We start from the raw sequence: 12770 nt of genomic DNA on the forward strand, positions 1-12770 counted from the left end.
GGCCTGTGCACCCCGGACGGCTGCGCGGCGCCCTGACACCGGTGCGGTATGGGCCTGGACGTACGGGCGGGTGGGGCCAGACCTACTTCGAAGCCGCGCCAGGTGATATCGGCCTCCGTCCGGTGCACAGTGGAACCGCCAAGCCGTACCGGACAGATCCGGGCATTGCGGGGGTGCCGGGGTCGTGAGGCGAGAAGGAACAGTCATGCGAAAACTGATGTCGTGGGTGGCGAGTGCCCGCGTCGGGTTCGTACGAGCGTGCGTCGTGGCGGTCGTCAGCATGCTGGTCCCGGCCGTTTGGGCCGCCGCCGTGGCGCTGTTGATCTGGTGGGGCGGAAACCCGTGGTCGTGGACGGCGCCGTTCGTGTGGGCGTGTATCGGCACGCTCGCCCTGTCCCGCCCGGTGTGCCGAATGGTCCGCTCCCTCGTCGCGAAGTGGACGGGCACCGTCATCCCCGCCGGATACCGGCAGGCCGGGCCGGTGACACAGATGGCGACCGGGTACTGGTGGAACGGGTACTCCTACGAGCGCACCAGCCGGGACGCCCGCCTGGACCAGCAATGGCGAACCCGGTGGAGGGATCCCGCCACCTGGCGTGACCTGCGGTTCACGGCGATCGCACCGATCACCATGGGTGTGACCGCGGCCATCCCGCCGGCCGGAGTCGCGGCGGCGGTCCTCGGGTTCAGCCGACACGAGTTCGCCACCGTCCTCGTCGGGGTGCTCGGCCTGGTCGTGGCCGTCGCCAGTGCTCCGTACGCCTGGCGGTCGATCGAGCCGGTGGCCGTCCGCTTCCTGCGCGCGTCGCCTGCGATGGAGCTGGCGGACCGGGTGGAGGAGCTGACGGACCAGCGCGCGGACATCACGGTCGCGCAGGCCGCCGAGATCCGCCGGATCGAGCGCGACCTGCACGACGGGGCGCAGGCACGTTTGGTCGCGCTCGGGCTGTCCCTGGTGACCGCGGAGAAGCTCATGGAAACCCACCCTGACCAGGCCAAGGCGCTGCTGCGGGAAGCGCGGGCCGGCGCCGCCACATCATTGACCGAGCTCCGTGACCTGGTCCGGGGAATCAGCCCGCCGGTGCTGAACGAGCGAGGGCTCGTCGACGCCGTTCGCGCTCTTGCCCTGGACAGCCCGCTCGAAGCGGCGGTCACCGCCGACGTTCGGATGCGCCTGGAGCCGCCGATCGAGTCCGCCCTGTACTTCGGAGTCGCCGAACTGATGACCAACGCGGTCAAGCACGCCCACGCGACCCGGGCGCGCATCTCCATCGCCCGAAACGATGCCGACATCGTCGTCGACGTCGAAGACGACGGCCGGGGCGGGGCCGGCGAACGAGACGGCGGTGGACTCGCGGGGCTACGCCGCCGCCTCGCCGTCTTCGACGGCACCCTGGAGATCACCAGCCCGGCAGGAGGTCCGACGCGGGTGAGGATGATGCTGCCATGCGAATAGCCGTGGCCGAAGACCTCTACCTCCTGCGCGACGGGTTGGTCCGCCTCATCGAGGCGTACGGACATCAGGTGGTGGCGACGGCGACCACCGGACCCGAGACGCTGGATGCGCTGCTGACGTGGCGGCCGGACGTCTCCGTGGTCGACGTCCGCATGCCGCCGACCCAGTCGGATGAGGGCCTGCGCGCGGCTCTCGCGGCCCGCGGCGAACTGCCCGGACTTCCCGTCCTGATCCTTTCCCAGCACGTCGAACAGCTGTACGCCCGCGAACTCCTGGCCGACGGCGCCGGCGGCATCGGTTATTTCCTCAAGGAGAGCGTGTTCGACGCCGACCAGTTCATCGATGCCCTGGAACGCGTCGCCGATGGCGGGACCGCCATGGACCCGGCCGTCATCGCCAAATTGCTGTCCAGCGGGCCGTCGAACCGGCGGCTCGGACGGCTCACCGAACGCGAACACTCCGTGCTCGGCCTCATGGCCGAAGGATTGTCCAATCAGGCCATCGGCCGACGGCTGTTCCTCAGCGAAAGCGCGATCAGCAAATACACCACTTCTCTGTTCGGCAAACTCGGCATCACCGATGACGACGACAACAATCGCCGCGTCCTCGCCGTCCTCACCTACCTGAACAACACGTGACGTGCGTCTCGAGGCTTATCTGCCGGGACCGCTTTGGTACGTGGTCCGGCCCTTACGGTCACAGTCCACAGTCGGAGATCTCCCAGGAACCGCCGACCTCCACCAGCACCAGGCCCTTTTCGTTGGTCATGTCGGACGCGGCGCGTGAGTGCATGAAGGTGTACGTGGCCTTCGGCGTCGGCTTGCCCTTACGCGTGTTCTTGGGCGTCGGCCGCACCCGCTCCCCGATGTCCTGCGTATACACATGGACCGAGTTCTTGCCGTTGTTGACGGTGCGTCTCACGGTCGCGTCGCCCAAATCACCCTTCTCGGTGCTGCTGAGGCGGTTGTACTGCCGCTCCAGCGCGGTGGGACAGTCGCCGAGCTTGACCTTCAGGCTGTCCGTGAGCAGTTGGCACGCGCCCGCGTAGTCACGATGGCTCAGCCGCTGGAAGTAGCTGGTCGCGACCCCGGTCGCACTGTGGTCGGCGACGCCGCTGCACGCACCGAGCGTCGCCACCGCGAGCGTCGCCACCGCCGCCGTCCATATCCGCCGCATCAGAGATTTCACCTGCCTGATCTGGCTGACCGCCGTACGCGTCCCGGCGATCAGTTGGAGCGCTCCACGTACCGGACCGCGTCCCCACCCGAGCGTCGGGGTTGGAGCCCCGGAACGGCGTCGATCTTTCACGACTCCTACGGAAATGTCTAGGTCACGCTCGTCCTGTACGGATGATCAACGGCGAGGCGCTCACGGCGGCAGAGGTCAGCCGGTCAGCACCTTTCCTCAACGTCTTCGCGGAACGTCCGATGTCGCGCAAAAAGGTGTAACTTGCGCACGCACGAGATGCGGAGGAGGAGACAGGTGTCTACTGGTGGCTTCTCGTCGAAACGGCTGGCTCGGGTGCGAGAACTGCTCGAGCGTCACGTCGACTCCGGCTTCGTCCCGGGTATGGTGGCCGTCCTCGCCCGCCACGGCGAGGTGCACATCGAAGCAACGGGCAATCTCGCCTTCGAGGGCGCAGGGTCGAGGACGCCGATGGCAGGCGACACGATCTGTCGCATGGCCTCGATGACGAAGCCGATCGTCGCCGCGTGCGCGATGACGCTCGTCGAGGACTGCACCCTCCGCCTCGATGACTCGGTCGACGACCTCCTCCCGGAGTTGGCGGACATGACCGTGCTCGCCGATCCCAACGGGCCACTGGACGACACCGTTCCGGCCAAACGCCCGATGACGCTGCGGGATCTGCTGACCTACACCCTCGGCACCGGCATGGTCCCTGCCGAGCCGGGAACGGTCCCGATCTCCGACGCGCTGAACGCACTCGGCCACCCGCCGCTGGACGAGTGGATGCGCCGGCTCGGCACGCTTCCGCTCGTCCACCAGCCAGGTGAGCGCTGGATGTACGACACCGCCGCCGACGTGACGGGCGTGCTCATCGCCCGGGCCACTGGCATGTCTTTCGGGGATGCCTTGCGCGAGCGGATCTGCGATCCGCTCGGGATGAAGGACACCGCCTTCAGCGTGGGCGGTGAGAGCATCGGCCGGTTGGCGACGGCGTACGACCGCGACAATGCCGTCACCGGAGAGCCGGTCGTCGAAGACGGCCTCGACGGGCGGTGGAGCCGGCCTCCGGCGTTCGAAGGAGGTGGCGGCGGGCTCGTCTCAACCGCCGACGACTACCTCGCCTTCGCCTCGGCGCTGCTCGCGGGCGGTTCCCACCACGGCGAGCGGGTGCTCTCGCGGCCGTCGGTGACGCTGATGACGAGCGACCACCTGACCCCGGCGCAGAAGGCGGTCTCCGGGTTCTGGCCTGGATACTTCGACACCATGGGCTGGGGTTTCGGGATGTCGGTCCGCACCCGCCGTACGCACCTCGGCCCCTCGGTCGGGAGCTACGGATGGCCCGGCTTCTACGGCACCGCCTGGTACAACGATCCCGCCGAGGACATGACGACGATCTTTATCATGCAGCGGGCGCACGCAGGCGACCAGAGGCTGCCGATGTGGAACGACTTCTGGACCGCTGTCTACCAGGCAATCGACGACTGACCGCGGGGGCCGGAGACCGCCAAGCCAGGCGGCGGTGTCCGCACTGGCTCACCTAGCCGGCGAGGCCGGCTTCGTAGGCGTAAATGACGGCATGGATGCGGTCGCGGAGCTGGAGCTTGGCGAGGATGCGGCTGACGTGGGTCTTGACGGTGCCTTCGCTGATGATGAGATGATCGGCTATTTCCTGGTTGGACATGCCCTGGGCGATGAGTGAAAGAACGTCGCGCTCGCGGGACGTCAGGAGGGCCAGGCCTGAGCCGCCCGCGGGGCGCGGTGCCGTGTCGACGAAGTGCTTGATCAGGCGGCTGGTGACCGTGGGCGCGGCGACGTTCTGGCCCGCGGCGACCGTGCGGATCGCGGTGACCAGTTCGGCCGCGAGGGTGTCTTTCAGCAGGAATCCCGCGGCTCCCGCGTGCAGGCCCGCGTAGACGTATTCGTCCAGGTCGAAGGTGGTCAGGATGATCACATGTGGGCCGGTTTCCGCGGAGCGAAGGCGGCGGGTCGCCTCGATGCCGTCGATCCCGGGCATCCGGACGTCCATGAGGACGACGTCAGGCGCCTCCTGGGCGGCGACCGACAGGACGGCGAGACCGTCGGCGGCCTCACCGGCCACCCGAATGTCGTCGGTCTCGTCCAGGATCATGCGGAAACCGGTGCGGACCAGGGCCTGGTCGTCGGCGATCACGACGCGGATCATGCCGGCACCGCCACCGGCAGGACCGTGGTGACCTCGAAGCCGCCGTGGTCGGCCGGTCCCGCCCTGAAGGTCCCGCCCAGTGCGTTCACCCGTTCCGCGATGCCGCGCAGCCCGTTCCCGAAGACCGGTATCTCCGCGACCGCGCCGGTGTCCGCGACCCGGATGCGCAGGGTGTCGGCGTTGAAGCACAGGTCCACGCTGCAGCGGCTGCCCGGTGGGGCGTGCTTCAAGGCGTTCGTGAGCGCCTCCTGGACGATCCGGTAGGCGGACAACTCGATGCCCGCGGGCAGTGTGGCGGGCTCGCCGGTGACCGCGAACTCGACGGGGGTTCCGCTGGACCGGACGCTTTCGATCAAGTCGGGAAGCGTGGCCAGGCTGGGCTGGGGAGCGAGTGACGGGTCGGTGCGCACGAGGCCGAGCAGGCGGCGCATCTCGGCCAGCGAGGCCCGTCCCGTAGTGATCACATTGGCCAGCGCGACCTCGCTGCGTTCCGGATGCCGGCGCAGAGCCGCCTGCGCCCCTTGGGCTTGGACGACCATCACGGAAAGGCCGTGCGCGACGACGTCATGGAGTTCGCGTGTGATCCGTCCGCGTTCGGTCGCGACGGCCAGGGCCGTCCGCTGCTCCTGTTCGCGTTCCAGGTCGGCCGCCCGGGCCTGCAGGACGGCCAGGTGGAAACGGCGGGTCCGGGCGTTGTCACCCGCGGCCCAGGCGATGCCCAGCAGCAGCGCTGGAACTACCGCATACGACAGAGCCTGCAACAGCACGTCCGCCAGCGGGTCCGCCAGAGCGAGTTTGTCGGCAGGGCTCTTCGCCGGGTTGGTCTTCGCCAAGATGGTGAGTATTGGGGTGTCAATGAGAGGGCCGACCAGGCCGATGCCGACCAGCCCGGCTTCGAGGGTGACGAGCACCGCCAGCGACAGCCGGCGAGTACCGGCGGCACTCGCCAGCGCGTACAGAACTACCAGAACGACCAGGTCGAGGGGCAGCAGATCGCTGCCAAGCACCGCCTTGGGACTCGGCGACACCAGCATCATCGCCGGCCAGCCAAGAAGGTGCGAGGCCGCGCATGCCGTGGCGAGCAGCATCGCCGCCAGCGGCCACCGGTGCCGGGCGAAGACGGCCGCGACCGCGAGCAGGGCCGCCAGCCACCAGCAGACAATCTGCAGTCTCCAGTCGTCCGCCGACCCGTAGACGCTGATCATCTTGCGCTGCGCCGGCGTGTTGAAGAAGGGATCGGCGCCCAGCAGCGCACTGGTCACGGCCAGCACGATGACCATGGCGCAGTCGCCCAGGAACGTGCGCATGGCGGCAGGGTATCCGCGCCGGAATGAAAAGCGGATCTGTCGTGAGATATACATCCGGGTCCGCCGGACGGCAGACGCGGCGGCCCGGGCGCACGTCCAACCTGGGGAGCATGAAACGCATCCTTGCCTGTACGGCCCTGGTCCTGGTGTGCATCACCGGGTGCTCGGCCGCCGGCGGCGCCGACACGCCGTCCCCCTCGCCCAGCCAGAACAACTTCCAGCGCTTGATGACGATCGGAAGGAAAATGGCCCAGTGCGCCCGGGCCCACGGCCACCCGAACTTCCCCGACCCGGTCGCGAACGCCGAAGGCGACGACATCGTCTTCAACCTTCCCGGTGGAAACGGCGATGTGAAGACCGTGTTCCGCTCGCTGGAGGGCTTCCCCGAGTGCAAGTCGCTCCTCAACCAGCTGTCGGACGCATCCCCACCCAGGAAGAGCAGGCCGCCCCGAGTGGGGGACCCGGGTCCGAAGGACGTGCCCGCCCTGCGGAACTTCGCGAAATGCCTGCGCCAGCACGGAATTCCGGAGTGGCCCGATCCCAAGGCCGACGGGAGCTTCCCGCTGTCCGGGACGCCGCTGCAGGCCGAGGGCAAATCGAACCGCATCAGGACCGCCGCAATCGCGTGCGAGCAGTTCTGGTCCGGCAGGATCCTCAGCTCATGAGGACCGCGCGCGTGCTCGTTGTCGTCGTCGCGGTCGCGGCCGCCGGGACCGGTGCCTGGGCGATCACCCGCCAGGATCCTGCCGCTCCCAAGGTGAGCGGATCGCCGGTGGCCGTCACGTGGGTGACGGTCGGCCGGGGGGACATCGTCGCCCGGATGCCGCTCGGGGGGACCCTCGGCTACGACGGGTCGTTCACGATCGTCAGCCAGCTCCCGCCGGGAGTGATCACTTCGGTTCCCGCACCGGGCGCGGTGATCAAGCGCGGCCGCCGCCTGTTCGCCGTCGGGGCGGCGTCCACGGTGCTGCTGTATGGCCGGACGCCCGCCTACCGGGCTTTCGCTCTGGGCATGACCGACGGCGCCGACGTCAAGCAACTCGAAAGCAACCTGGCCGCGCTGGGCATGGAACCGGGGACAGTGGACCGGCATTTCTCCGCCTACACCGCGGCGGCCGTGCGGCGCTGGCAGAAGGCGCGCGGCCTGCCCTACGCGTCCCGTACGGGACGACTGGAGGCCGGCGAGGTGATCTTCCTGCCGGGGGCCGTACGGGTCACGCAGGTCCACAGCCCCGCGGGGTCTCTGGCCGGGCCGGGCGCTCAGGTGCTCGTGGTGAGCTCGACGAGAAAGGTCGTCCGGGTCTCCCTGACGACCGATCGGCGGTCGCAGGTGCATGTGGGAGACCGGGTCAGCGTCTCCCTTTACGGATCTTCACACACCTATGACGGGCGGATCCGTTCCATCGGGAAAGTGGCGACCACGCCGCCTCAGCAGCAGCAGGGGCCGCCGGGTAGTGAGGGCCCGGCCACCATCCCGCTGACGATCAGCCTGGTCAAGCCGGGCAAGGAACTCGCCCAACTCGACCAGGCTCCGGTCAACGTCGACGTGATCAGCCAGCGGCGGCGCAACGTGCTGACCGTCCCGGTCACCGCCCTGCTGGCCGGTTCCAACGGCGGCTACCAGGTCGCGGTGCTGGACGGCACCGCCCGCAGGCTCGTCCAGGTCGTGCCCGGGCTCTACGACGACCAGTCGGGAACCGTCGAGGTGACCGGCATCGAGGAGGGCGCCAAGGTGGAGGTGCCCGTCTCGTGAACCGTCTCATGAACGATGTGGTGCTGTCCTTCGAGGGCGCGGTGAAGACCTACCCGGGGACGCCTCCCGTCGAGTCGCTGCGCGGGGTGGACCTGACCGTACGGGCCCGGGAGATGGTCGCGGTCCTCGGGCCGTCCGGATCGGGCAAGACCACGCTGCTCAACCTTGCCGCCGGGCTCGACCGTCCTACCGCGGGGTCCGTCCACCTGGCCGGGGAGCGCATCGAGACACTGTCGGACCGGCGGCTGTCCGGGCTGCGCGCCCACACGATCGGCGTCGTCTTCCAGCAGTTCTTCCTGCTCGACCATCTCACGGCACTCGACAACGTCGCCGGCGGCCTGCTCTACCGCGGCCTGCCGCCGCGCCGTCGCCGTACCGCCGCCATGGACGCGCTCGAACGTGTCGGCCTGTCCCACCGGGTCGGCCATCTGACCCGTCTCCTGTCCGGCGGCGAACGCCAGCGGGTCGCCATCGCCCGCGCCCTGGTCGGTCGTCCCGCCCTCGTGCTGGCCGACGAGCCCACCGGCAACCTCGACTCGGCCAACGGCGACCAGATCCTCACCCTGCTCCGCGATCTCAACGCCGACGGCGTCACCTTGCTCGTGATCACCCACGATCCGCATGTCGCAGCCGCCTGTACCCGCCGCATCCAGATCCACGACGGCCGGATCGGCGGTGAGTCATGACCACGCCCGTCTCCCGGCTGCGCGCCGGTGACCTGGTGCCGCTGGCCACGGTCGGGCTGCGCAGCCGCAGGACGCGGACCGCGCTGTCGACGCTCGGCATCGCCATCGGCATCGCCGCGATCGTGGCAGTACTGGGCATCACCCGCTCCAGCCAATCCGAACTACTCGACCGGATCGACCGTCTCGGCACCAACCTACTGACCGTGGCCGAACTCGGCGGCAACGAGGAACCACTACCACCGACCGCGCGCACGAGCATCGCCCGCACCGACGGCGTCGAACACGTCACCGCCACCGCCCAACTCCACGACACCGGCGTCTACCGCAACGATCGCATCCCCGCCGGGCAGTCGGGCGGGATGGAGGTCCGGGTCACCGAAACGACGCTGCTGTCCACCCTGGACGGCCACCTCGCAGCTGGGAGGTTCCTCACCCCGGCCACCAGCGGCTACCCGGTCGTGGTGCTCGGCCACGGGGCCGCCGAGACGCTGGGCATCGCCCACCTGGATCCGGCCACCCGCGTCTGGCTCGGCGGCCGATGGTTTACCGTCGCGGGCATCCTGCAACCCGTCGAGCTCGCCCCCGAGATCGACCGGTCCGCGCTCATCGGCACCGGCATCGCCGCCTCACTCGGCTACACCGGCCACCCCACCCTCCTCTACCTACGCGCGGCCACCGAACACGTCACGAAAACCGCAGGCCTGCTGGCCCGTGCCGTCAACCCCCAGTTCCCCCAGGAAGTCGCGGTCACCCGCCCGTCCGACGCGCTCGAATCGCGCTTGCTCGTCGCCGACTCCACCACGTCCCTCCTCCTCGGCCTGGGCACGGTCGCCTTGCTCGTCGGCGGCATCGGCATCGCGAACGTCATGGTCATCTCCGTGCTGGAACGCCGCACCGAGATCGGCCTGCGCCGCGCCCTCGGCGCCACCCGCCCGCACATCGCGACCCAGTTCCTGCTCGAATCGCTGCTCCTGGCCGTACTCGGCGGCTTCACCGGGACACTGCTCGGCTCGGTCGCGACCTACATCACCGCGATCAACCGGCACTGGCAGCCGATCATCCCGCCCACGGGCATCGCCGCCGGCCTCGGAGCCGCTGTGCTGATCGGCGCGCTCGCGGGCCTCTACCCGGCCACGCGAGCCGCCCGCCTCGCCCCGACCGACGCACTGCGCTCCGCCTAAGCCATCAGCTCCCTGACCAGGCCTAAAAAGGTTCCGGCCAGGGAGCTGCTTCGCCCCCCGCCGCCGGTTGGCCGGCTCAGGCGAGGGTGTCGATTGCGGTGACCTCTTCGGGGGAGAGGTCGAAGCCCTGCAGGTCGAAGTTGGTGGCGACGCGCTCCCGGCGGGCGGACCTCGGCAGGATCACGATGTCGTGTTCCAGATGCCAGCGGAGGACGACCTGGGCGGGAGTGACTTCGTGCCTTTGGGCGATCTCGGTGAGGACCGGGTTGTGCAAGTCGGTGTTCTTGAGGCCGCTGTAGCCCTCGACGACCACCCCTCGGCGGCGGTGCTCCTCCAGCAGGGCCGGGTCGTGCTGCGCCGGGCTCCACGGAATCTGGTTGACCGCCGGCTGCTGTCCGGTGGCCTCGGTCAGCAGGTCGATCTGTGCCGGGCTGTAGTTGCTGACCCCGACGTTGCGGACCAGTCCGGCGTCCTTGGCGGACAACAGTTCCTGCCATGCCGAGACGAGCTCGTCTCGGTCCGTCGGCCAGTGGATCAGCCAGAGATCCACGTAGTCGGTGCCGAGCAGCCGAAGGCTCGACTCCAGGATGCGACGGGCCTGCCGCGCGTTCTGCGGGGGGAGCTTGGTGGTGATGAAGACCTGCTCCCGGTCCAAGCCGCTGTCTTTCACGGCTCTGCCGACGTCCGACTCGTTCTGGTACAAGGTCGCGGTGTCGACGTGTCGGTAACCGATCTCGAGCGCCGCACGCACCGACTCGTACGCCTCCTTGGGCTGGAGTTGCCAGGTCCCAAAACCGATCAACGGCAGCGCAGTGCCACCGGGCAGGTTCACTGTCTTAGTCATGCGTAGCATTCTGCCCCAACACCCTTTTTTGATCGACGGCCGCTCACTGGCTGTGGCACTTTGTCGAGCTGCTGGTGCGGGCCTCTGCCGCCGCCCTGGCCGAGGCGGGTCCTGTACGCCGGGGAACAGTCCGGCCCTGCCTCGTCGGACGAGGAAGGGCCGCGGACTCGTCCGGTCAGGCTGTGGCGAGATAGGCGGTGAGGCCGTCGAGCAGGAAGTTGCTGCCCTGTTCGGCCTGGTCGCGGTTTTCGGCGGTGTCGAACGTCTGGGAAAGGCTGATCTGGGTGCGCTCGCCCTGGGCGGCCAGGTCGACCGCCATCAGGACGGGCTCGTCGCCGCCGGGTACGTTCATGCTCATCACCAGGCGCTTGTTCTCCACGACCTCGGTGTAGCCGCCCGACAGCGGGACGCGGGTGCCGCCGGGGATGACCATGACCGAGCTCCAGGCGCCGCCGGGCCGGACGTCCAGGACGACGTCTTCGGCGCTGGCCCAGGTACCGTAGATGTCGGCGATGGTCCACGCGGACCAGACCTTGTCGACCGGGGCGTCCAGGGTGCGGGTGAGGTTGTAGTCGTATCCGACCGTGCTCATGGCGCATCTCCTTGTCTGACCCCTGTCGGGGGGCTTGGTGGATCAACTGATCTCAAGGTATAATAACGATCATTGATAGTCAATGATCGTGATGAAATTTGGAGTCGAGATGGACGCCGACAGCAGGGAGCCGGACTTGGGGATGCTGATCGGGCAGATGGGGCGGGCGCTGCAGGATGAACTGTTCTCCCGCCTCGCCGAGCAGGGCCATCCCCAGGTGCAGCCGCGGCACGGCACGGTGCTGGCCGTGCTGCCCGCTTCGGGCGCGCGGGCGACCGAGCTCGCGCAGCGGTCCGGGCAGCACAAGCAGATCGTCGGGACCATCGTCGATGAACTGGAGCGGCTCGGCTATGTGCGCCGGGAAGCCGACCCGAGCGATCGGCGCGCGAAGCTCGTCGTCCCCACCGAGACCGGCCTGGACGAGGTCGACAAGGGCCGCGCCATCCTCGCGCAGATCGAACAGCGCCACCGCCAGGAGTTGGGGAGCGAGGTCTATCGGGTCTTCATGACGGCCCTCGAACACGTCACACGATCCCAGCGCGCCTGGCGGCAGTTGAGCGACGTCCCCGCCGACGGAGGATGAATCGAAGGAAGGCCGTCATCCACCTGGCCTTCTACGCCGCCCGGCCCGGCGCCAGGTCCGCGATCGCTGTTGCTGAGAATGTCTTCGCGGCCTCGTAATCCAACCCGGTGCCAGAAAGAAGGGAACCGATCATCATGTCCACCTGGCTGATCACCGGATGCTCGACCGGTCTCGGAAGAGCCCTTGCCGAAGCCGTGCTCGCCCGCGGCGACAATGCCGTCGTCACCGCCCGAGACGTGTCGAGCGTGCAGGATCTCGCCGCCGTCCACCCTGAAACCGCCCTCGCGCTCACCCTCGATGTGACCGAGCGGGCCCAGGTCGAGAAGGCGGTACGCCGCACCGAGGAGCGCTTCGGCTCCATCGACGTGCTCGTGAACAACGCCGGCTACGGATACCGCGCCGCCGTAGAGGAAGGAGACGACGCGGACGTCCAACGCCTGTTCGCCACCAACTTCTTCGGCGCCGTGGCTTTGATCAAGGCCGTCCTGCCCGGGATGCGTGCCCGGCGCTCCGGCGCCATCGTGAACATCTCCTCGATCGGCGCCCGGATGACACCCGCCGGATCCGGCTACTACGCGGCCTCGAAGGCGGCGCTTGAGGGCATGACCGGCTCGCTGCGCAAAGAACTGGCGCCGCTGGGCATCACCGCCTTTTCCGTTGAGCCGGGCGGGTTCCGCACCGACTTCGCCGGCCGCTCGCTCACCCAGTCCGCCGAGGCCATCCAGGACTACGCCGAGACCGCCGGCAAACGCCGCAAGGAGAACGACACCGTCCACGGCACCCAGCCCGGCGACCCTGCCAAGGCGGCACAAGTGATCATCACTGCCGTCCAGTCACCGGAACCGCCGGCTCTTCTCCTGCTCGGCGGGGACGCGATCGACACGTTCCGCAGCGTCCTCGATGCCGACCGCGCTTCCCTGGACGCCTGGGCTCAGCTGAGCGCCGGCACTGACATCGATGAGCAACAACTGTGACCATGTGGGCCCCTGTGGCTGACC

Annotated in this window: 15 protein-coding genes; 10 read left to right on the forward strand and 5 right to left on the reverse strand. The window is 68.8% G+C overall.

Features of this window, described 5'->3' with window-relative positions; translation table 11 throughout:
- The 3 genes from Pth03_RS30615 to Pth03_RS30625 form a co-directional block, all read left to right on the forward strand.
- Positions 1–188: hypothetical protein (locus Pth03_RS30615; RefSeq protein ID WP_203947905.1), on the forward strand; the 188-nt coding region annotated here is incomplete at its 5' end.
- A gap of 17 nt (positions 189–205) precedes the next feature.
- Positions 206–1456 carry a sensor histidine kinase gene (locus Pth03_RS30620; protein WP_203947906.1) on the forward strand — a complete coding sequence of 417 codons (1251 nt, stop codon included), beginning with the start codon at positions 206–208 and terminating at the stop codon, positions 1454–1456.
- The gene (locus tag Pth03_RS30625; RefSeq protein WP_203947907.1) at positions 1447–2094 is read left to right on the forward strand and encodes a response regulator transcription factor; all 648 of its coding nucleotides are present in this window, start codon (positions 1447–1449) and stop codon (positions 2092–2094) included. The genes Pth03_RS30620 and Pth03_RS30625 overlap by 10 nt, the downstream gene beginning before the upstream one ends.
- A gap of 58 nt (positions 2095–2152) precedes the next feature.
- Here Pth03_RS30625 and Pth03_RS30630 read toward each other — a convergent pair whose 3' ends face one another.
- Positions 2153–2632, reverse strand: coding sequence for a hypothetical protein (locus Pth03_RS30630; protein WP_203947908.1), 480 nt, complete (start codon positions 2630–2632; stop codon positions 2153–2155).
- A 306-nt stretch (positions 2633–2938) separates the two neighbouring features.
- Here Pth03_RS30630 and Pth03_RS30635 point away from each other — a divergent pair, with 306 nt between their 5' ends.
- Entirely contained in the window at positions 2939–4129 is a 1191-nt protein-coding gene (locus Pth03_RS30635; protein ID WP_239119485.1) for a serine hydrolase domain-containing protein, read from the forward strand.
- A gap of 52 nt (positions 4130–4181) precedes the next feature.
- Here Pth03_RS30635 and Pth03_RS30640 read toward each other — a convergent pair whose 3' ends face one another.
- Positions 4182–4826 carry a response regulator gene (locus tag Pth03_RS30640; protein ID WP_203947909.1) on the reverse strand — a complete coding sequence of 215 codons (645 nt, stop codon included), beginning with the start codon at positions 4824–4826 and terminating at the stop codon, positions 4182–4184.
- Positions 4823–6133 carry a sensor histidine kinase gene (locus Pth03_RS30645; RefSeq protein ID WP_203947910.1) on the reverse strand — a complete coding sequence of 437 codons (1311 nt, stop codon included), beginning with the start codon at positions 6131–6133 and terminating at the stop codon, positions 4823–4825. Before Pth03_RS30645 ends, Pth03_RS30640 begins: the two co-directional genes overlap by 4 nt.
- A gap of 110 nt (positions 6134–6243) precedes the next feature.
- On the opposite strand from Pth03_RS30645, the gene Pth03_RS30650 reads away from it, so the two are divergent.
- The 4 genes from Pth03_RS30650 to Pth03_RS30665 are packed head-to-tail and all read left to right on the forward strand — an operon-like array spanning position 6244 to position 9753.
- On the forward strand, positions 6244–6798 hold the full coding sequence (locus Pth03_RS30650) for a hypothetical protein (protein WP_203947911.1): 555 nt from the start codon (positions 6244–6246) through the stop codon (positions 6796–6798).
- The gene (locus Pth03_RS30655) at positions 6795–7886 is read left to right on the forward strand and encodes a peptidoglycan-binding protein (RefSeq protein ID WP_203947912.1); all 1092 of its coding nucleotides are present in this window, start codon (positions 6795–6797) and stop codon (positions 7884–7886) included. The genes Pth03_RS30650 and Pth03_RS30655 overlap by 4 nt, the downstream gene beginning before the upstream one ends.
- Positions 7883–8572: an ABC transporter ATP-binding protein gene (locus Pth03_RS30660; RefSeq protein ID WP_275413251.1), complete on the forward strand. Its 690-nt coding sequence runs from the start codon at positions 7883–7885 to the stop codon at positions 8570–8572. The genes Pth03_RS30655 and Pth03_RS30660 overlap by 4 nt, the downstream gene beginning before the upstream one ends.
- Positions 8569–9753, forward strand: coding sequence for an ABC transporter permease (locus Pth03_RS30665; RefSeq protein WP_203947913.1), 1185 nt, complete (start codon positions 8569–8571; stop codon positions 9751–9753). Before Pth03_RS30660 ends, Pth03_RS30665 begins: the two co-directional genes overlap by 4 nt.
- Before the next feature lie 76 nt (positions 9754–9829).
- Here Pth03_RS30665 and Pth03_RS30670 read toward each other — a convergent pair whose 3' ends face one another.
- Together Pth03_RS30670 and Pth03_RS30675 are read right to left on the reverse strand one after the other, a co-directional pair.
- Complete coding sequence (locus Pth03_RS30670; protein WP_203947914.1) at positions 9830–10597, reverse strand: aldo/keto reductase; 768 nt, start codon at positions 10595–10597, stop codon at positions 9830–9832.
- 175 nt (positions 10598–10772) lie between these two features.
- Entirely contained in the window at positions 10773–11189 is a 417-nt protein-coding gene (locus Pth03_RS30675; RefSeq protein WP_203947915.1) for an SRPBCC family protein, read from the reverse strand.
- Positions 11190–11280: 91 nt separating this feature from the next.
- On the opposite strand from Pth03_RS30675, the gene Pth03_RS30680 reads away from it, so the two are divergent.
- Complete coding sequence (locus tag Pth03_RS30680) at positions 11281–11772, forward strand: MarR family winged helix-turn-helix transcriptional regulator (RefSeq protein ID WP_203947916.1); 492 nt, start codon at positions 11281–11283, stop codon at positions 11770–11772.
- A 134-nt stretch (positions 11773–11906) separates the two neighbouring features.
- Positions 11907–12746 carry an oxidoreductase gene (locus Pth03_RS30685; RefSeq protein WP_203947917.1) on the forward strand — a complete coding sequence of 280 codons (840 nt, stop codon included), beginning with the start codon at positions 11907–11909 and terminating at the stop codon, positions 12744–12746.
- Positions 12747–12770: the final 24 nt, after the last annotated feature.

The organism is Planotetraspora thailandica, assembly GCF_016863335.1.
Classification (GTDB): domain Bacteria; phylum Actinomycetota; class Actinomycetes; order Streptosporangiales; family Streptosporangiaceae; genus Planotetraspora; species Planotetraspora thailandica.